Origin of the sequence: Parafrankia sp. EAN1pec, assembly GCF_000018005.1 — a bacterium.
Classification (GTDB): domain Bacteria; phylum Actinomycetota; class Actinomycetes; order Frankiales; family Frankiaceae; genus Parafrankia; species Parafrankia soli.
Genome location: NC_009921.1, coordinates 1,879,763 through 1,899,050, shown reverse-complemented (window position 1 = coordinate 1,899,050; position 19,288 = coordinate 1,879,763). Strand labels below are relative to the sequence as shown.

Genomic DNA, 19,288 nt, shown 5'->3' with positions numbered 1-19,288 from the left:
CGTCGCAGAGTGCCCAGCATCCCCGAACGCCCGACTTCGTCCGGGCACACGACTTCGTCCGGGCAGGCGGCCTCCCCCGGGCACGCCACCGTTCCCGAGCGGGTCGCCGGGCTGATCGAGGCGTCCGGGCTGACCCGTCGCGATTTCGGGCTGCGCATCGGGCTCGACGAGTCGAAGATGTCGAAGTCGCTGCGCGGCACCCGCCGCTTCTCCTCGACGGACCTGGCCCGCATCGCGCAGGTCTGCGAGGTCACCGTCGACTGGCTCCTCACCGGCGACGAGCCGGCCCTCGCGCTCGCTGCCAGAACGGCGGGCGGTGACGCGGGCGGCGCGCTCGCCGCGGCCAGGCGCCTGGGCACGATGCGCGCCGACCTCGCCGATCTCGGCTACCCGGCGCCCTGGCAGGGGCCCCGGCTGGAGCACGTCCCCGTCGGCTGGTCCGAGCAGGGCCGGCGGCTGGCCGGGCGCGCGCTCGACGAGGTCGACAAGGCGGGCCGGTCGGTGCTGGAGGAGGACCTGATCAGCGTGATCGAGGCCGTCTTCGGCGTCGACATCGCCGTCGCCGACCTCGGCCCGGGCATCGACGGCCTGGCCGCGGCCTCCGCCGAGGTGGCGCTGATCCTGCTGGCGACGTCCCTGGTACCGGCCCGCCAGCGGTTCACCCTCGCCCACGAGCTCGGCCACCTGCTCGCCGGCGACGACCAGGACGTCCACCTCGACCGGGACATCTTCGACCCCGCCCAGGCGAGGGATCCCAGTGAGATCCGCGCGAACGCGTTCGCCTCGGCGTTCCTGATGCCGGCCGACGCCCTCGGCGACGCGGTGGATCCGGCCGGCATCACCGACAGCTGTTTCGCCGCCCTCGCCTGTGACCTGATGGTGACCCCGTCAGCGCTGGCGTACCGGCTGCGCAACCTACAGATGATCGACTCGGCCATGTGTGACCGGCTGAAGCGGATGACGGGGCCGAAGGCTGCCCACCTGGCCGGCCGCAGCGACCAGTTCGCCCGGCGGGCCGCGGTCGCCGGCACCCCGCGGCCACCCGGGCTCATGCTCAGGGACACCTACGCCGCCTACGAAACCGGCGTGACAACCCTGCGCCCCTATGCCAACCTGCTCGGCGTAGACGTCGATGATCTCAGCGCCGCACTCGAAGCGGACCGCCCGGCGCCCGGGGAGTAGTCACGGAATTCCTCTTCCCCGACAACACCGTCCTGTGCAACTTCGCCGCCGTGGGCCGCCTTGACCTTCTCAGGTCGGTGCTCCGGGGGCGCGGGCGCTGGACGGCCGCCGTCGCCTACGAGGCGGGCCGCTCCGCGCGTTACTTCCCCGACCTGGCCATGCTGTCTGTGGAGGGCTGGCTCGGCGAGGCGATCGAGATCGTCGACGAGGCCGACATCCGGCGGGTCAACCGCATCCGGCGGGCCGTGTTCGGTGGCACCGACGCCGAGCCGCTGCGGCACCTCGGCGAGGCGGAGAGCTGCTTCGTCATCCTCGAATGGGCGGCCTTCGCCGGGTCCTGGTGGATCTCCGACGACCGGGAGTCCCTGCGTTACGCCCGTCGCCGCGGCATCACCACCGGCGAGACGATCGACGTCCTGGGGATGGCGGTCGCCGACGGCCACGTCGACAAGCGCGACGCGGTCGCCCTAATGCACCGGATGGTGGCCGAGGGCAGGCACCTGCGGCTGCCTCGCTCCGACGCCGACCTCGCGACCTGACCGTGGCCTGCGCCGCGGGCGCGGGCCGCGGCTGCGCCTCGCGAGCGAGTGATCGCGCGGCGGGCTGCGGGCGCGGGGCCGGCCGCGCGCGGAGTCACGCCACGTCAACGACGATCTTTCCCCGGACATGGCCGTCCTCGACCAGGGCCAGTCCCGCGGCGACGTCGACCAGCGGGATCGTGCGGTCGACGACGGTGGTGAGCCCGCCGGCCGCGGCGAGGTCGGCGAGCGCGGCCAGTTCGGAGCGGTCGAGCCGGGTGGGCAGTACACGCAGGCGCTGGCGGACGAACCTGTCGGCCGCGACAGCCCCGAGCATGGCGCCGACCGCGCCGAACGCCTTCCCGGGTGAGCCGCCCGCGTTGACCACCAGCGTGCCGCGCGGGGCGAGCGCCCGACGCAGCCGGCGCAGCGGGTGGTTCCCGACGTTGTCGAGGATCACGTCGTAACCCCCATGCCGCCCGAGGAAGCCGTCCGCGGTGAAGTCGTCCTCCGTGTAGTCCACGACGTGCGCGGCGCCAAGCGAGCGGACCAGTTCGGCGTTGCGCCCGCTGCACACGCCGGTCACCTCAGCGCCCAGCCCGGCCGCGATCTGGACGGCGTAGGTGCCCACCCCACCGGCGGCACCGTTGACGAGCAGCCTGGTCCCGGCCCGCACCTCGCCGGTCTCCCGCACCCCGCGCAGTGCCGTCGTGCCGGCGGTCGGCAGCGCCGCCGCGTCGGAGAAGGCGAGGCCGGCCGGCTTGCGGGCCAGCATGCCCGGCCGGGTGCGGGCGAGCTCGGCGAAGGCACCCGGGCAGAAGCCGAACACCTCCGTGCCCGGGCCCGGCTCGCGCACGTTCGCGCCGACCGCCTCGACCACACCGGCCGCGTCGATCCCGGCCACCCGGCTCTTCGGCCGGCGCAGCCCCATCCCGCCCATCAGCCGCGCGACGTACGGGTCGCCGCGCAGCATGTGCCAGTCGTACGGGTTCAGCGCCGCGGCCCGCACCCGCACCAGCACCTCGTCCGGCCCCGGCACCGGAACGTCGACATCGGCCAGCCGCAGGATGTCCGGCGGGCCGAACCTGTCCTGGACGACCGCCTTCACCGTGACCTCCGACCGGGCTGACCGGGCTGACCAGGCCGACCGGGCCGACCGGCCGCCACCGCGGCGCGGGCGCGCCCGGCATCCAAACCGAGAACCGTCATGAGGCAACGGTGGCGTCGCCGTGTTGAGCGGCGGCGGTGAATCACTGGCGCGGCGGTTGAGTGTCGGTGGCGGGTCGCATACTGGCGGCGGGAGAGTTGATCGTCGAGGCAGGAAGTCTTCGAGGCAGGGAGCACACCCGTGCTGCGGATCCGGCTGCTGGGCGAGGTCGGTGCCGTCACGTCCGGCGGCGAGCCGGTCGACGTCGGCCCGGCCAAGTGTCAGGCGCTGCTCGCCGCGCTCGCGCTCGCGCCCGGCAAGGTCGTGCCGGTCGGGAGGCTGGTGGAGCTGGTCTGGGGCCCGCACCCGCCCAGGACGGCCGACCGCACCCTGCAGTCGTACGCCACCCGGCTTCGCAGGGCGCTCGGTCCCGGTTCGATCCGCCGGGTCGGCGCCGCCTACCTGCTGGATGTCGTGCCGGAGGCGGTGGACGTCGTCCGCTTCCAGCGACTGCTCGACGAGCGGGACGTCGCCGCCGCCCTCGCCGAGTGGGCGGGCCCGCCGCTGGCCGGGCTGGTCGTCCCCGGCCTGGCCGGAGCCGTCGACGGGCTGGTCGAGCAGTGGCTGGCCGCCGTGGAGGTGGATCTGGCGCGCCAGGTGGAGACCGACGCGCGTTCCGCGCTGGGCCGGCTCACCGAGCTGACCGCCGCCTACCCGCTCCGCGAGGGCCTGTGGGCGCTGCTCATGACGGCGCTCTACCGGGCCGGGCGCCCGTCCGAGGCCCTGGCGGCGTTCCGCGCCGCCCGCCGGCACCTGGTCGACACCCTCGGGGTGGAGCCGGGGCCGGCGCTACGCGAGCTCGAGGCACTGGTCCTGGAGCACGACAGACGGCTCCTGCCGCCCGGCGAGGGATTCGCCCAGGTCGGCGAACATCCCGTCCCGGGCGAGCGCCCGGGCAATCTTCCCCGCCGGCTGGGGCGGCTACTCGGCCGCGATCATGATCTGGAGGCCGTCGGCGGCGCGCTGGCCGTCTCACCCGTCGTGACCCTGGTGGGGCCGGGTGGGATCGGCAAGACCCGGCTGGCCCTCGCGGCGGCGGCGCGGCACCTCGACGCGGACGGCGTCTGGCTGGTCAAGCTCGCCGAGATCGCGGCGCCGTCCGATGTGGCGCGGGCGGTCGCCGGTGTCGTGGGCGTGACGGAGAGCTCCGGGCGCCCGCTGGGCGAGTCCGTCGTGGCGGCGCTGCGCCATCGCCGGGTGCTGCTCGTCCTGGACAACTGCGAGCATGTCGTCGACGGCGCCGCGGCGCTCGCCCAGGCGATCGCCGAGGGCTGCCCCGAGGTGCGGATCCTCGCCACCTCCCGGGAGCGGCTCGACCTCGGGCACGGCTTCGAGCGGCTCGTCGCCGTGGGCCCGCTGGAGCCCGCAGGGGCGGCCGCCGAGCTGTTCGCGCAGCGTGCCCGCGCGGTCTTCCCCGCCTTCGACGCGCGGGCCGGCCGCGCCGAGATCACCGAGATCTGCCGCCGTCTCGACGGCCTCCCGCTGGCCATCGAGCTGGCCGCCGCCCGCACCGCGGCCCTCGGCCTCACCGACCTGCTCGAACGTCTCGACGACCAGCTGCGCCTGCTCGTCGGCGGCGCGCGGACGGCCGACGAGCGCCACCGGACGCTGCGCGCCACCGTGCGGTGGTCCTACGACCTGCTCGCTCCCGCCGCGCAACGCCTGTTCCGGCAGCTGTCCGTCTTCGCCGGGCCGTTCGACCTGGGCGCAGCCGCCGCCGTCGCGGCAACCACCGTCGCGGCAACCGCCGAAAGCAACGGTGCGGACGGCTCGCGCGCCGCCGGCTGGCCGGGCGACCCGGGCACGGCCGACGTGGGCGGCGCGGGCGGCGCGATGGGCGAGGTGGAGGACCTGCTCGGTGACCTCGTGGCGCGGTCGATGCTCGTGGCGGAGACCGGGCCGTTCGGGCGGCGCTTCCGGCTTCTGGAGACGATGCGCCAGTTCGCCGCCGAACGGCTCGCTGATGCCGGTGAGACCCGGCAGGCGACCGCACGGCACGCCCGGTGGTGCCTGAAGGCGGCCACCCGCGTCCAGGTGCTGCTCGCCGGTCCGGCCGAGGTCGAGGGCGTCGCCCGTCTCGACGAGCTCTGGCCCAACCTGCGGGCCGCGTTCGACCGGGCGTGCGCGGCCGGTGACACGGCGCTGGCCCGGGCGCTCGTGCGCCGCGTCGTCGTGGAGATCGTCCGCCGCAGCCGCCACGAGATCGGCGACTGGATCGAACGGCTCCTGGCGCTCGGGCAGCCGGGGGCGGAGCCGGACCCCGACCTCGTCGTCTTCGCGCTCACCTGGGCGGCGCAGCGCTACAAGATGAGCCAGGACAGCGCCGCCTACGAACGACTCGTCGAACGCCACGGCGAGCCGGACCATCCGTTGGTCCGCCATGCGCGGGCGTCCGTCTACGAGGACTACCCGGCCCATGTGACCTGGGCCGCGCCGGCCGTGGCGGAGCTGCGCCGGCACGGCGCGGACGACCTGGCCGAGCAGTTCGAGCTGGACGTCGGCGCGGCCCTGCTGTTCACCGGCCGGTTCGCCGAGCACGACGCCGCGGTCGGGGCGCTGGTCGAGCGGTACCGCCGGCAGGGGCCGCCCACCCTGCTGAACCTGACTCTGGTGCTGCTCGGCTACTCGGCGCTGCTGCGCGGCCGGCACGACCACGCCGACCGGCTGTTCGACGAGGCCGTCGGCGTCGAGGTGCCAGCCCGGACGCACTCGCCGAACCGGGCCGTCCAGGCCCGGGCGGTCTTCCGACGCGGTGAGCGGGCACAGGCGTTCGCCATCCTGCACTCGCACGTCGAGCAGCTGCTCGACGACGGGAACATGCAGGCCGTCTGCGTCACCACGGTCGAGTTCGTCAACATGGCGGCGGCCGTCGGCCGGCTCGAGGACGCGGCACGCATGCTGGGCTTCCTCGAGACGACCGGCCTGCTCGAGCATCCCGCGTGGCGGACGCTCGTCGACGGCGCGACGGCCCGGGTCGCCGCCGACCCCCGCGTCGACCCGGAGCGGGAACGGGCCGGCGGCCGGCGGCTGGATGACCGCCAGGCGCTGGAGTACATGCGCGGCGTCCTGGGCCTCCTCACCTGACCGGCGGCCCGTGGTCTCCGGCCCGACCGGTCGCCCGTCGGATGACAAGCGGGGACGATGCTTGGCGGGCATCTCATAACGCCCGCTCACGGCTCCGCGCCGACGCAGGAGGACCGCCGATGACCGTCGACTCCCCGTTATCGACCCCGCGCCAGGACGGCACCGCCGGGCCGCCGCCGCCATTCGACGCCGAGATGCGCCCGACAATGGTGATCATGCGGCAGGCGCTGGTGGGGATGCGGACGCTGGACGCCGTCCTGGCCGCCCGTGCGCACACAGGCCGGGCCCGGGACCAGGACGCGCGGCTGGCCCGCGACGGGGCGTTCGAGCTGACCGAGGTGTCGGTGCCCGGCCCGCCCGGCGGGCCCGAGGTGTCACTGCTCGTGTGCCGGCCCACGGCGACCACCGCGCCCCGCGCCGTCCTGTACTTCGCGCACGGCGGCGGCATGATCATCGGCGACAACCGACTGGGGCTCGACGACCCGCTGGACTGGGCACAGGAGCTGGGACTCGTTGTGGTCTCCGTGGACTACCGCCTCGCGCCCGAGTATCCCCATCCGGCACCGGTCGAGGACTGCTACGCGGGCCTGGTGTGGACGGCCTCGCACGCGGCCGATCTGGGCGTCGACCCGTCCCGGATCATCATCTCAGGACAGAGCGCCGGCGGCGGCCTGGCCGCGGCGACGGCGCTGCTGGCCCGCGACCGCGGCGGCCCGGCCCTGGACGGGCAGCTACTGATGTGCCCGATGCTCGACGACCGCAACGACACCCCGTCCGCCCGGCAGATGGCCGGGGTGGGCGTCTGGGACCGGTCGATGAACGAGATGGGCTGGTCGGCTCTGCTCGGCGAGGCCCGGGGTGGCCCCGATGTCTCCTCCTACGCGGCCCCGGCGCGCGCCACGGATCTCTCCGCGCTGCCGCCTACCTTCGTCGACGTCGGCTCGGCCGAGACGTTCCGGGACGAGGACGTTGCCTACGCGAGCCGCATCTGGCAGGCCGGGGGCGAGGCTGAGCTGCACGTATGGCCCGGCGGCTTCCACGGGTTCGACCTGGTTGCCCCGCAGGCGGCGCTCTCGCGGGCGGCGAAGGCGGCACGGCTCCAGTGGCTGCGCCGCCTGCTGCGGGACTGACCCGCTTGCCGCGGTGACGTGATTCACTCGACACTCGTCCGTGTATGTGTTCACTTATGAGGCCTGTCGGCGGCCCGGCAGCTTGACATCGGGCCGCCTACCACGACGTGGGTGCCGACCGGCCCTGCGTGCCGCGGCCCGCGGCCTACAGAACTGGAGTGCAGGCGATGAGAGTTGTGGTGGTCGGTGCGTCGAGCGGCCTCGGCCGGTGTATCGGCGTCGACCTGGGCCAGCGAGGCAACCAGGTGGCACTGCTCGCCCGCAGGCAGCACCGGTTGGTCGAGGCGGCCAAGGAGGCCGGGCCGGGCACGCTCGCCATCGCCTGCGACGTGACCGACGAGGAGTCCTGCGAGGCCGCGATCGAGGAGGCGGCGACGGGCCTGGGCGGGATCGACGCCATCGTCTACGCCACCGGCATCGGCCCGCTCTCCCGGTTCGAGACAACCGGCGCCGCCACCTGGCGCAAGGCGTTCGACACCAACGTGATCGGCGCCGCGCTGATCACCGCCGCGGCTCTCCCCCACCTGAAGGCCTCGAGTGGGGTGGCGGCCTACCTGTCCTCGGTGAGCGCGTCACTGACGCCGCCCTGGCCGGGGTTCGCGGCCTACAACGTGAGCAAGGCTGCGCTCGACAAGCTCATCGACTCGATGCGCGGCGAGCACCCGTCCATTGGCTTCACCCGGATCATCGTCGGGGACTGCGCCGGCGGCGAGGGTGACTCGTCGACCGAGTTCATCACGGACTGGGACAGGGAGTACGCCGGGGAGGTGCACCAGATCTGGGCGCAGCGCGGCTACATGGCCGGCGCGCTGCTCGACGTCGCGGAGCTGCTGCGCGTGGTGGACGTCGTGCTGCACTGCGGCGGCACCATCCCCACGGTGGCCGTGACCCCACGTCCCCCGGCCTCCGCCTGACGGCGCGGCCAGGTACCTGAACCAGCGAGATTCGGGCCGGGAGAACATCGACCGGCGCAATCGCTCCCCTCTCGGCCCACATGTGGCTAATGTCACCGCCTATGACGCAAGCCACGTGCGGGCGTCCGGGCTACCGGGGAGAAACCATGATTGCCGCGGTGACGTTACCCGTCGCAACGTCTTCGCGACGTACGGGTGATCACGATGGGTGCTGAGCGCCGGGACCTGCACACCCGGCCGCTGACCACCCCGGGTACCAACGACCCGGCGCCGGATCAGGCTGCGCCCGTTCACACGGCGACCGGTCGCACGGCGCCGGGTGACACGGCGCCGGGCGCCGCCTCCCGTGGCGGCGCCCCCGCCCGGTTGTCCTCGCTGGGTGACCTGCTCGCCGCGCTCCGCGGGAGACCGCGGACCGGCGGGTACGCCGCCGGCGCAGACCTGACCGGCGCGGACCTGGCCGGGGTGTGCCTCACCGGGCGGATCCTGCGCGGGGCGCAGCTGCACGGTGCCTACCTCAGCGGCGCCGACCTGCGCGGGACGGACCTCCGGGACGCCTGCCTGCGCGGGGCCGACCTGCGGGACGCCGACCTCAGCCAGGCCGCGCTCGGCGGTGCGGACCTCGCCGGCGCGCTGCTCGCCGGCGCCTTCCTCACCGGCGCCGACCTGCACGGGACGGACCTACACGGAGCCTTCCTCCACAACGCGGATCTCCGGAAGGCCTTTCTCGCCCGCGCCGACCTGCGCGGAGCCGACGCCGACGGGATCATCATGCGCGGCGCGGACCTGCGCGCGGCCGACGCCACCGACGCGGTCCTGCGTCAGGCGGACCTGCGTGCGGCCGACCTGCGCGGGATCCGCCTGGCCGGGGCGATCCTGCGCGGGGTCGACCTGCGCGGGGCGGACCTGCGCGCCGCGGACCTGGGCACCGCCCTCCTGAGCTCCGCCCGGCTCGACCGGGTGTACTGGTCGACCGCGACGACCTGGCCGCCCGGTGAGTGGACCTACCGGATGCGGTCGGCGTCCCAGCAGGTCGCCCCGGGCGTCTTCCAGGTCTCCGACGAGCCGACGCGCCCCGGCCGCCATCGCCCGACGCCCGACTGACCCGCCCGGCGGGCCGCCGACGTCGTCGGGTGGCGGCCCGCCGGATCGGCCGTGCGAATCAGGAGATCGGCGGTTCCGTCCGCAGCCCTCCGAGTGGGGCGACGGCGTGGCCTCGCTCGGCCCGGCACCGCCACACCGGCCATCCGATGCCCTCCCAGTCCCAGTCCTGCAGATGCAGGCCGCGGCGATGACGGGCGCAGGTCGGCCAGTAGAACTGGAACATCTCCATCACGCACTCCTGGACGTTCGCGGCGAGCGACACGACCCTGTGGGGCAGGTCCACACCGCCCAGGCAGTCCGCGGGGTTGCCCCCGCCGCGGTAGGGCTCGCCGCCGAAGCCGACGAGGAGCTGCGGCTCACCGTCGTCGCCGTATCCGCCGGACCAGTGGAGCGTCAGGCGGCCCAGGCCGGTGTCGGTCCCGTCCAGGTCCCGCTGCACGATCGCCAGGGCCTGCTCGGTCCGAGCCACGAGATCGGGATCGAACCGGGCGCGCGACTCCTCCCAGGGAAACAGCTCACCCCACGCATCTGTCTGCGGCTCGAGGCTGTGGCCCAACTCGGTGAGCGCGACGGGCAGCAGGCGGCGCGCTTCGAGATCGTCCCGGACTCCGAGGGCGGCCAGCTCACGCAGCGCGGGGCTGTCGAACCCGGCCGCCAGCGCGTCCGCCGCGAGGTGCGGCAGGCTCACCTCGATCTTGTCGCCCGCCTCCAGCGCAAACCACGCTTCCTCAAGCTCGTCCACCCGTTCATGGTCGCAGAGGCCCCGGCGCCCGCCGACCGAGATAACACGCGGCCCCCGGACCTGGCGTTGCCCGCGCAGGCGTAGTCGGTCAAGTCGGCAGGGTCGGCGAGTCGGCGAGTCGGCGAAGCGCGAACTCCAGGGCCTGCGCACGGCTCGCTCAACCGGGGTGCCACTCGCGATGAGCAGCGAGAACGACTGTCGGGCCGGTGATGGCCGTTCGCCTGCGCGCTTCGCCGCGGTATGTCACATCAGCGTCCGAAAATCGTTTGTATGTTTCAACACAGACTTTTCAGCGCGGCTTCATATCCGGTCGGAACGATCCGCCGCGAGCGTGTGTCGATGCCCGCTGTCCGCCGCCGGCACAGGCTGTCCCGGCGCAGCCGATTTTTGTCGGACCCTCGTGGAAGCATCCAGGCGCGGGATTCAACCGGCCCGCGCAGGAACCACCGGCCGAGAATGCGCACTCTCACCAGAACCGTGAGGCAGGAGGCGGACTGTGGAACACCGAGCAGGCACTGGGGACGGCACGACGAAGGTCCCGGACGCGGCGCTTGATGCGCTCGCGGAAGCCGTGGCCAGGGTGGTGCCGTCGCTGGCGGACGTCATCCCGCCCGACCCGGCGGCCCGACTCGGCCGGCTCGGCGTGCCCGGGGCGTCACACGCGCCGGGCACGGCCGGTCGGGGCCCGAACCCATGGGGGCATTCCGCGCGAACCCATTACCAGGGGCGGGTCGTACTTGATCAGCCTCGGGCACCGCACGCGGCGCCGTTGGTGACGAGGGCAAGCATGTCCGGGCCAGGGCCGATCCCACCGCCGAGACCGGGCCCGCCGCCCGCACCGCAGCCGTTCTTCGTACCTCCATTCCCCGCCGGCGAGGCCGAGTCGCCTGTGCTGCGCGCGCTCCGCGGGCTCGGCCCGCTGCTGGCCCAACGCCTGCTCGGCGCACTGGAGCTGACGCTCGACGCGCTCGAGCTGGTCGGCGTCCCGACCGGGCTGGCGGCCAGCGTCCCGGCGCCCTCCGGTAGCCATCTGGTCACGTCCGCCATGGCCGCCGGCGGCGGCGAGCTGGAAGCCGCCGTGATCATGCTCGACCAGGCCCGGTGGGGCGCGAGCACGCTCACCTGCGATCTGGTGCGAGCGCTGTGCTCCCACCCGCTGGTCGCCCCACTGCTCGCGGCGGAGGTGGTGGGTGTCGCCGCTGCCGGAGCCGAGGTTCCCGGCGGCGGCGAAGTCGGCGTGACGCGGGAGGTGCCTGCGGGTGGGGAGGCAGCGGCGGCCAGGGAGGCAGCCGCGGTCAGGCAGGCCGTAGTGGAGGAGGCGGAGGCGGTCACGGCCGAGGAGGCGGTCGCGGCGGGCCACGGCGCGGCGCACCTCGCCCTCGCGGTGGCGGTCTCCGTCGCGGTGCTGCGCGAGCTCGGCCTGCCGGCGGTGCCGGCCCGGCCCCCTGCTGTCGTCGGTCTGGCGCTCGGCGCGGCCGCCCACGTTCTCGCCGAGGCGCCAGTGCCGGCCGCGTACGCACCCGCGGCGCTGGCGCGTCGCCGGGCGGAGTACCGCCTTCCGCGCGGTTCCGTCGGGCGGGTCAGCGTGGCCGGCCACTGCTTCGCCCTCGCCGAGTCCGGCTCTCCGGCGCTGGGATCGGCGGCGCCCGCGGCGTTCGCCGCGAACGGACTGGTCGAGACCATGCCCGGCGGTGCCCTGATCCGCACCGGGACGGCGGCCGGCTCGGCGCGTGTCCGCCTGGCGATTCTCCAGGGCCCCCCGGCCGAGGTCGAGCTCGACGGATGGGACGAGGTGGTGGAGGTCAGCTGGACAGCAGCGGCCGGATCCGCCTCCGTCGTCGGAGCAGGCCCGGCGATGCCCGCGGTGGAAGGCGAGACCCCGCCGTGGCCGGGCACGTACCGGCTGCGTGTGCACGCCCGCGACCGGGACGACGGCGAAGAGTACGAAGGCGACCTCCGCGGCGGCGAGGGCTACCTGCTCGTCGTGTGGGAGGCGCCGGCCGCGCCGGAAGTCGTGTACAGGCGGTCCGATCAGTTGGGGCACCGGCTACGCGGCGAGCCGCCGCCCGCGGCCCGGCCGGAGGCCGCCTACCGCTGGGTGCGCCACAGCCCGATCGGGGAGGCAGCCACCGTCACCGTCGTCCCCGGGGCCGACGTCGCGCAGGTGCTCCGCGCGTTCGGCGCCGACGCCGCCGAGCCGGTGTCCATGGCCGAGATGCGCGAGACATGGCAGGCCGGCCGGTTCTGGGTGGCCGTCCTGGCCGTGGAAGGTGCCGTGCTGGCGGTCGAGGACAACGGCTTCCAGGGCACCCAGGCGCAGGTGCTGCGGGCGCTGTCCCGGCGGCGCCGGGCAGCCAGCATGTTCTGGAACGTCAATGCGGTCACCCGGCTGTCGCTCGCGGAGCATGGCAGGATCGTCGCCTCCTTCGAGCCCGGGCTCGACCGGGCGGCCGAGATCGCCCCGGGCGCGCTGCCGTATCTGGAAGGCATGGACCTCACCGACCATCGGCACAAGGTCGAGAAGTGTCTGGTCGCCGTCGAGCGGTTCACCCACTGCCCGGTGCGGCCGGTGGACATCGAGCGGGTCGAGGCGGCCGGCGTGGCCTACCTGATGCCCGGCAGGTGAGGGACGGATGCCTGGGGAGTCGAAACTCCGCGGCCTGAGAAGAGGTGGCTTCCGCAATGCGCTGGAAAGTAAAGGGAGAACGCGAGGTTCTCCACACCCCGTGGCTCGGTGTCTGGTGTCTCGACGTCGAGCGGCCCGACGGCACAGCGGGCGAATACCACGTGGTCCGGCTCCGGGATCTCGCGGTCGTCGCAGCGGTCGACGACCGACGGGTCCTCATGATGTGGCGTCATCGGATCGCCACGGACACCTGGGCCTGGGAATTCCCGATGGGGCTGGTCGAGGACGACGAGGATCCGCCGCGTGCGGCCGCGCGCGAGCTCGAGGAGGAAACGGGCTGGCGCCCGGGGGCCCTCGCACCACTCCTCTACGCCGAACCCGCGGCCGGCGTCACCAATGCCCGGCATTTCCTGTTCCGAGCCGACGCGTGCGAGCTGGTCGGCCCGCCGACCGAGAAGAACGAGTCCGACCGCATCGAATGGATCCCGCTCGCCCGCATCCCGGAAATGATCAGGAATCGGGAGATCGTGAGCAGCGCCACCCTGGTCGGCGCGATGGCACTCCTCCTGGAATGAGCCGACCGGCAGACCGAAACAGGCCACGGGCCACCGGGACGGGGCAGCGGGACGGGGCAGCGGGACGGGGCAGCGGGAGGCTGCGGGCGCGGAGAACCCGCAGATGTTCCTGGACGCCGACGACCCGCTGGCGCGCACGGCGGTCGAGGCCGTGCGCACCGGCGACGTCCCGGGGCTGCGGCGGCCAGCAGCGACGACGTCCCCGTCCTCGACGCCCTGCTGGACGCGGGCGCCGAGATCAACTGGGTCGGCTACGACGACATGACCCCGCTCGACGCCGCCGGGCGCGCGGGCGCCACGGACCTTATCGCCTGGCTGCGCGACCGCGGCGCCCGCACGGCCGCCGAGACCGCCCGGTCAGGCCTCTGAGGCGGCGGGCTGCCGCAGCGGTGCAAGGGCGGTGCTCCAGGCGACGACCTGGTCGAGCATCGTGCCGAGCGCGGCCAGGTTGTACTCGCCGGGCTTGAACACGCTGAAGTTCTCGAACTCGGTGAGCAGCGACAGGACGACCTGCTGGCGGACGTCGGCCATCTGCAGCTCGCCGACGATGAGACGCAGGTGCTCCGCGGCGCGGGCGCCGCCGGCCCCGCCGTAGGAGACGAAGCCGACCGCCTTGTTCGCCCACTCGCTGAACAGGTAGTCGATGGCGTTCTTCAGCACGCCCGAGGTGCTGTGGTTGTACTCGGGCGTCACCATCACGAACCCGTCAAAAGATGCGATCTTGGCGGCCCAGCGCTTGGTGTGCTCGTTCTGGTACTGGCCCAGCGACGGCGGGAGCGGCTCGTCGAGGTGCGGCAGCGGGTAGTCCAGCAGATCGACGAGCTCGAACTCGGCGTCGGTGCGCTTCGAGGCGACGTCGAACACCCACTTGGCCACCTGCTCGCCGTTGCGGTTCGGACGGGTGCTGCCGATGATGATGCCGATCTTGATGGTCATTGGCGAACTCTCTCCCGGAGGGACATACGTGGGCCCACCGGGTCTGTTCGACCCGGCGGGCTTCGCCTGTTTACTTGCCGTGTCAAGCAAACAGGTGGGTGCTTGTCATGTCAAGCAAGTAAGCTGGCGGTATGACAGGGGCTGATCCGGGCCCTCCGACCCCGCTGTCCGGCGAGGAGGAGGCGTTCCTGCGCGCCTTCGGCCGGGCGCTGCTGATCGTGCCGCGCGCTTTCGACGCCGACCTGCTGCGCGAGCAGCACATGTCACTGAACGAGTACACCGCGCTCATGCTTCTCTCCGAGTCGCCCGGGCTACGGCTGCGCATGAGCGATCTCGCGGCGGCCTGCTCCCTGTCGATCAGCGGTATGACGCGCATCGTGAGCCGCCTGCAGGCACAGGGCCTGGTGCGGAGGGAGCAGTGCCCCGGAGACCGCCGCGGCTGGTACGCGGCACTCACCGATTCCGGCCTCGCCCGGCTCGACGCGGCCTGGCCGACCCACGTGGCCAGTGTCCGCAGACACGTGATGGACCATCTCGCCGAGGTCGACCTGCCGACGGTGACCGCCGCCCTGCGACGCTTCGCCTCGGACGCGCCCGCCACAGCCCCGCCGGACCTGGACCGGCTGGACGCCACCGCCCCCGACCGTTGCGGCCCGGACTGAGATGGGTGGTCTCCGCTCATCCCGCCGGGTGCCGGGGCGGGCTCGGCTGCGCGACCCGACCAGTCCCGTCACGCCGCGGCGCAGATTCCTCACCGAACGCGGTCGGGGTGAACGCCGCCACCCGGGTGACCGGGCGGGGCGAGCCGCCGGCCGGTCCGGGTGTCGACGGCTGCCCCGGGCGGGCGCGGCGCCGGCCGGCCCGAGCGGACCTGGTGGCCCTACCACCGTCCCCGGTGGCCCTGCCGCCATCCCTGGCCGCGCGGCGGCCGTCCCCCGTCCCATCTCCGGTCGCACTGGTGCGACGGGTGGGTGAGCCGGGCCGGGTGGGACGCAGGAGGTGGAGAACGGCGGGCAGGAGCGTCGCCCGCAGCACGAACGCGTCGATGGCCATGCCGGTCGCGAGGCCGCATCCGATGACCTTCATGGTGCGGGAGGGCTGCGCGGCGATCGCCATGAAGAGGAACAGCATCACGAGGTTCATGGTCAGCATGACGTGACCGACGTCGGCGTGGCCGCGCCGGATGGGGGTGGTGTCGGTGCGGTGGCGCCGGATCGGGCCCGAAGTGCCGCCGCGACGTCCACGGAGCCGGGAACCGGCGGATCGGCGGCGGACGGGCCCGGTGTCGGCACGCCGACGCCGCCGTGTGCGCCGTGTCCCGCCGGTGTTCCGCGTACTCTCCGCGCCCTCCGCGCCCTCCGCGTTCTGCGTATCCCCCGTGCCCTCCGCGTCCCGCGTGGGCGGTTCGTTCCCGGCGCGGTCGGCGGGTTCCATGAGCCGGACGAGAAGGCTGAGGTTCAGGCCTGGCAACAAGCCGAACACGGCGACCAGCACGAGTACCAGCATGGACGGCTCCACCGGCCCGGTCTCCAGCCCCAGCGCCGTGGCGAGCAGGTCGGTCTGGAACAGGATGGCGAGGACGCCGGCCGCCGCGAGCACGGCGAGCACGCTGGTCACCGCCAGCGCGGCCGCGATCTCCACCGAGCGCAGGATCAGCAGGCCGAGGACCCCGACCACGAGCAGGATCACCAGTAGGAACAGCGTCGTCGCGCCGCGGAAGTCCGCCGCCATGTCGACGAACAGTGCCGTGGAGCCGCCGATGTACACCCGGGAGCCGGTGCCGGCCACGGCGCGCGGGATGACGTCGTCGCGCAGCCGGTGCAGCAGGTCGACGGCCGCCGGCGATCGCGGGCCCTCCCGCGGCGCGATCCGGATCACGGCGAGCCCGGCGTCGGCCTTCTCCAGGTTGACAGCCGCTTTGACCACGCCGGGGGTCTTCGCGATGGCGCTCACCACGTCCGCCACGGGCACAGCGGACGGCCCGTCGCCCCGTTCGACCGCGACGAGCATCGGGCCGTTCAGACCGGGGAAGAAGTCGGCGCTGAGCAGGTCGTAGGCCCGCCGGGTGCTCATGGACGTCGACTCGGCCCCGTCGTCGGCGCCGCCGAGGTTGAGGGTCACGGCTGGGACGGCGAGCAGGACCAGCCCGAGGCCGGCGGCGAGCGCCATGGCGGCCGGGCGGCGGTCCACCTGTCGGGCCCACCAGGCCCGCAGCCCCGGGCGGTGCGGCAGGCCACGGCCGCTGGTCGTCAGGTGCTGGCGTTCGGTCCAGCCGAGCAGCCGCGGCCCGCTCAGCCCCAGCAGCGCGGGCAACAGGGTGAGGATCACCAGACCGGTCGCCGCCCCGGCAGCAGCGGTGCCCAGGGCGACGCCGTCGAAGAAGCTGAGCCCCAGCAGCGCCACCCCGTCCATCGCGAGGGTGACGCAGAAGCCTCCGTAGGCGACGGCGAAGCCGGCGCGGGCGGTGGCCTGCGCCGCCGCCTCGACCGGGCCGACTCCCTCGCGCAGCGCGGACTGGGCCCGGTGCACGACGACGACGGCGCCGCCGAGGCTGGTCCCGGCCGCGACGACGGCCGCGAGCAGCGGAGCGAAGGCGGTGGTCGTGATCGTGTGGGAGATCAGGACGATGGCACCGAGGGCGGCCACCGTCGCCACCGCGGACGTCGCGGCGCAGACGGCGACCGCGCCGCGGGAGCGCAGGGTCACGCCGAGCAGCAGCAGGGCGGCGACGAGCGCGATGATGATCGGTCGCGGTGAGATCGTGGTCGCGCTCAGCGCGGTCGCGCCCGGGCCGGCGGCCTCGACCTGGAGGTCCGGCCCGTCGTAGGCCCGCGCCGTGTCGATGAGGCGCCGCGCGGCGGCCCGGTCCGGGTTCAGCGCCGAACCCTTCATGATCACGGATGTGACCGCGGTGCGCCGGTTCGCGCTGATCGGCTCGATGCCGAGGACGACCGCGCCGGCCGGGTTGAACGGGTCGATGACCCCGCCCACCTTGGGCAGCTTGCCGAGCTCCGCCGCCATCGCGGCGATCTGTTCGCGAACCAGCGGGTCGTCGACCGTCCCGCGGCGGGCGTGCAACACGATCGACTCGGTGTCCGGGAGACCACCGCCGGGCACGACCTCGCTGACGAGATCCATGGCCCGCGCGGAGTCCGTCCCGGGGACGGCGACGTCGGTGTTGAAGCGCGCGCCGGAGTCCCGCACAAAGACGAGAAGCGCCGCCAGGCCGGCCACCCACAGGGCGACGACGATCCAGCGGTGTCGCGCGCACATGGCCGCGAAAGCCCTGACACCACCACCCGCAAGATCCGACTTTCCGCTCATTTTGGACAAGTTAGACCTAAGTGGTGGTCCAGGTCGAGGCCTTCCAGACCGTCCGATGCCAAACAAGGTCGAGCACGCCTTAAACGGACTTAAGCATGTCCAAGACGTTCGAAGCAGGTCGAAGGCCACCGAAGCGGGCTAACCAGGGTTGACTCGATCGGGGAATCCGACATCCTCGGAGACGCTGCGTCGACCTTCGGCGGCCGGGGCCTGTCATCAACATGCCTCACAGGACTTCTGGTCGAGTCTCAGACGCCGGCGGCCTACCATCGGCTGGTGAACCCGCGGTGCACGACCACGCTGCCAGCTCCCGGTAACGCGAGCGGTGACAAGGCTCCCGTCGCCGGCCACCCTCGCTTCGGAGGAGGGGCGGTGAACGGCGACGGCCTTCCACCCGCGGTCGCCGCGCTGCCGACACCGGGGACCGACTGATGGGGCTCTTCCGCCGCCGTTCCTCCTCGGACCGCGGCCGCCCCACCGCCGAACGCGGCCGCGCGGTCGCCGAGCTCGGCCGGGGGCAGGCCCCGGTGGCCCCGAGCCGCAGCGCGCGAACCCTGAGCCGGATGTTCGGCGTCTCCTGCGCCGAATGCCGCCTCGGACCGGCCTCGTTCACCCAGGTCGCCGCGGAGGCGTATTCGTGGGCCAGCACCCACGACCAGCTCCATCACCCGGCCAGATCCTCCGCGCAGGTCATCAGCCGCCGCTGACACCACCCACCGGCGTCCTGGCGCCCGTAGACGTTCACGCCCGCCGGCCGTCCCCCGGCGGGCGGCACCTCGACGGCCGCCCCATTACCCCCTGCCCGTGAAGCCGCCAAGTGGACCCGAAGGTTCGCTTGACTCAGGATACCCCCGAGCAAGCGGACCTTAGGGTCCACTTCTACGGCGGAAGCGCGGGGTGCGGGGATGCGGAGCAGACAGGCGCGGTCGGCGTCTCCGGCCGCGATCCTCACACCGATCGTCGGACGGCTCGGTGACATGTTCGGCAAGCGGCGGATGCTGGTCGTCACCCTCGCGGCCTTCGCCGTCGGCAACGCGCTGGCGGCTCTGGCACCGAACGTCTGGCTGCTGATCCTGGCGCGGGTGGTGCAGGGGGCGGGCGGCGGCATCTTCCCGCTGTGCTTCGGCCTCATCAACGACACGTTCAGCGCGGAGCGCCGGCCCGGCGCGCTCGGGCTGGTCTCGGCGATCTCGGGAATCGGCGCCGGCAGCGGCCCCGTCACCGGCCCCGGCCCCGGCCCCGGCCCCATCAGTCACCCGCACCGTCGGTGATCAGGCAGACTGACAGCCATGTCCTCCCCGCCCGGTGACACGGCGGAACGCGGGTGCCCCGACTGGTCCGAGCGCCGCGCGGACGCCCGACGCAACCACGAGAAGATCATCGCGGCGGCCATCGCGGTGTTCGCGGAGAAGGGCCTCAACGCCACCGTGCCCGAGGTCGCGGCCCGGGCGGGCGTGGGCAAGGCGACGGTCTACCGCAGCTACCCCACCAAGGCCGACCTGATCAGGGCCGTCGCCGAGCACCAGGTCCGCTGGGTGGAGGCTCGGCTGGCCGCCGCCGCCGAGGAGAGCGACCCCTACGCGGCGCTGCGCGGCTTCCTCTACGACGTCTCCGAACGGCTGGCCGACGACCAGGTGCTCCTGGCCGAGGTCCTGCCCAAGAAGGATTCCCGGACGGCGGAGGCGCCTGTCAGCAGGGTGCTCGCCGGCATCGTCGACGCAGCCCGTGAGCAGGGCACACTGCGCTCCGACGTCACCGCCCTGGATATCCGCATCCTGGTCGGGGGCTATGCACGCGTCCTGTCCGATCTCGGGATCCGGGACCCGAAGGAGTGGCGCCGCTACGCGGGCCTGGTCATGGCCGCCCTGCGCCCGTGACCAGCCAGCTCCTGGGCTGAGAAGTGTGGCGGGCGAGTGACACCCAGGACTCACTCACGCGCCGCACTT

At 73.6% G+C, this 19,288-nt stretch carries 17 protein-coding genes; 13 read left to right on the top strand and 4 right to left on the bottom strand.

The genetic code is table 11. The features are described 5' to 3' along the window. Positions 1-9: 9 nt before the first annotated feature. Both FRANEAN1_RS07750 and FRANEAN1_RS07745 read left to right on the top strand, forming a co-directional pair. Positions 10-1,182 (top strand): XRE family transcriptional regulator, encoded by a 1,173-nt coding sequence (locus tag FRANEAN1_RS07750; RefSeq protein WP_020459201.1) that lies wholly within the window; start codon positions 10-12, stop codon positions 1,180-1,182. Positions 1,183-1,232: 50 nt separating this feature from the next. Next, on the top strand, positions 1,233-1,721 hold the full coding sequence (locus tag FRANEAN1_RS07745; RefSeq protein WP_020459200.1) for a hypothetical protein: 489 nt from the start codon (positions 1,233-1,235) through the stop codon (positions 1,719-1,721). 94 nt (positions 1,722-1,815) lie between these two features. Here the strand turns inward: FRANEAN1_RS07745 and FRANEAN1_RS07740 are convergent, their stop codons facing one another. After that, on the bottom strand, positions 1,816-2,808 hold the full coding sequence (locus FRANEAN1_RS07740; protein ID WP_020459199.1) for an NAD(P)-dependent alcohol dehydrogenase: 993 nt from the start codon (positions 2,806-2,808) through the stop codon (positions 1,816-1,818). Between the two features lie 240 nt (positions 2,809-3,048). Between FRANEAN1_RS07740 and FRANEAN1_RS07735 the strand changes: the two genes are divergently transcribed. The 4 genes from FRANEAN1_RS07735 (at position 3,049) to FRANEAN1_RS07720 (ending at position 9,139) form a co-directional block, all read left to right on the top strand. Beyond that, a complete protein-coding gene (locus tag FRANEAN1_RS07735; protein WP_020459198.1) occupies positions 3,049-5,991 on the top strand; it encodes a BTAD domain-containing putative transcriptional regulator in 2,943 nt (980 codons plus the stop codon). Between the two features lie 119 nt (positions 5,992-6,110). After that, positions 6,111-7,121, top strand: a complete 1,011-nt coding sequence (locus FRANEAN1_RS07730) for an alpha/beta hydrolase (protein ID WP_020459197.1) — start codon at positions 6,111-6,113, stop codon at positions 7,119-7,121. Positions 7,122-7,288: 167 nt separating this feature from the next. Next, positions 7,289-8,035 (top strand): SDR family oxidoreductase, encoded by a 747-nt coding sequence (locus FRANEAN1_RS07725; RefSeq protein WP_020459196.1) that lies wholly within the window; start codon positions 7,289-7,291, stop codon positions 8,033-8,035. Between the two features lie 204 nt (positions 8,036-8,239). Continuing rightward, the gene (locus FRANEAN1_RS07720) at positions 8,240-9,139 is read left to right on the top strand and encodes a pentapeptide repeat-containing protein (RefSeq protein WP_020459195.1); all 900 of its coding nucleotides are present in this window, start codon (positions 8,240-8,242) and stop codon (positions 9,137-9,139) included. 58 nt (positions 9,140-9,197) lie between these two features. Here FRANEAN1_RS07720 and FRANEAN1_RS07715 read toward each other — a convergent pair whose 3' ends face one another. Beyond that, positions 9,198-9,881, bottom strand: a complete 684-nt coding sequence (locus FRANEAN1_RS07715; RefSeq protein ID WP_157472449.1) for a hypothetical protein — start codon at positions 9,879-9,881, stop codon at positions 9,198-9,200. Between the two features lie 496 nt (positions 9,882-10,377). Between FRANEAN1_RS07715 and FRANEAN1_RS07710 the strand changes: the two genes are divergently transcribed. The 3 genes from FRANEAN1_RS07710 (at position 10,378) to FRANEAN1_RS40765 (ending at position 13,347) form a co-directional block, all read left to right on the top strand. Then, the gene (locus FRANEAN1_RS07710) at positions 10,378-12,507 is read left to right on the top strand and encodes a DUF6461 domain-containing protein (protein ID WP_157472446.1); all 2,130 of its coding nucleotides are present in this window, start codon (positions 10,378-10,380) and stop codon (positions 12,505-12,507) included. A gap of 56 nt (positions 12,508-12,563) precedes the next feature. Further along, the gene (locus FRANEAN1_RS07705; protein ID WP_020459192.1) at positions 12,564-13,082 is read left to right on the top strand and encodes an NUDIX hydrolase; all 519 of its coding nucleotides are present in this window, start codon (positions 12,564-12,566) and stop codon (positions 13,080-13,082) included. A gap of 103 nt (positions 13,083-13,185) precedes the next feature. Then, positions 13,186-13,347 carry a hypothetical protein gene (locus FRANEAN1_RS40765; protein WP_157472443.1) on the top strand — a complete coding sequence of 54 codons (162 nt, stop codon included), beginning with the start codon at positions 13,186-13,188 and terminating at the stop codon, positions 13,345-13,347. Positions 13,348-13,439: 92 nt separating this feature from the next. Here FRANEAN1_RS40765 and FRANEAN1_RS07700 read toward each other — a convergent pair whose 3' ends face one another. Beyond that, positions 13,440-14,018, bottom strand: coding sequence for an NAD(P)H-dependent oxidoreductase (locus tag FRANEAN1_RS07700; RefSeq protein ID WP_020459191.1), 579 nt, complete (start codon positions 14,016-14,018; stop codon positions 13,440-13,442). Between the two features lie 131 nt (positions 14,019-14,149). Between FRANEAN1_RS07700 and FRANEAN1_RS07695 the strand changes: the two genes are divergently transcribed. Beyond that, positions 14,150-14,680: a MarR family transcriptional regulator gene (locus tag FRANEAN1_RS07695; protein ID WP_020459190.1), complete on the top strand. Its 531-nt coding sequence runs from the start codon at positions 14,150-14,152 to the stop codon at positions 14,678-14,680. Positions 14,681-14,696: 16 nt separating this feature from the next. Here FRANEAN1_RS07695 and FRANEAN1_RS07690 read toward each other — a convergent pair whose 3' ends face one another. Then, entirely contained in the window at positions 14,697-17,342 is a 2,646-nt protein-coding gene (locus tag FRANEAN1_RS07690; RefSeq protein ID WP_347177024.1) for an MMPL family transporter, read from the bottom strand. A 431-nt stretch (positions 17,343-17,773) separates the two neighbouring features. On the opposite strand from FRANEAN1_RS07690, the gene FRANEAN1_RS07685 reads away from it, so the two are divergent. From FRANEAN1_RS07685 to FRANEAN1_RS07675, 3 genes are all read left to right on the top strand, one after another. Next, positions 17,774-18,049: a hypothetical protein gene (locus FRANEAN1_RS07685; protein WP_041253823.1), complete on the top strand. Its 276-nt coding sequence runs from the start codon at positions 17,774-17,776 to the stop codon at positions 18,047-18,049. Between the two features lie 198 nt (positions 18,050-18,247). Next, positions 18,248-18,613, top strand: coding sequence for an MFS transporter (locus tag FRANEAN1_RS07680; RefSeq protein ID WP_020459188.1), 366 nt, complete (start codon positions 18,248-18,250; stop codon positions 18,611-18,613). 18 nt (positions 18,614-18,631) lie between these two features. Then, positions 18,632-19,219 (top strand): TetR/AcrR family transcriptional regulator, encoded by a 588-nt coding sequence (locus FRANEAN1_RS07675; RefSeq protein ID WP_020459187.1) that lies wholly within the window; start codon positions 18,632-18,634, stop codon positions 19,217-19,219. Positions 19,220-19,288 lie beyond the last annotated feature (69 nt).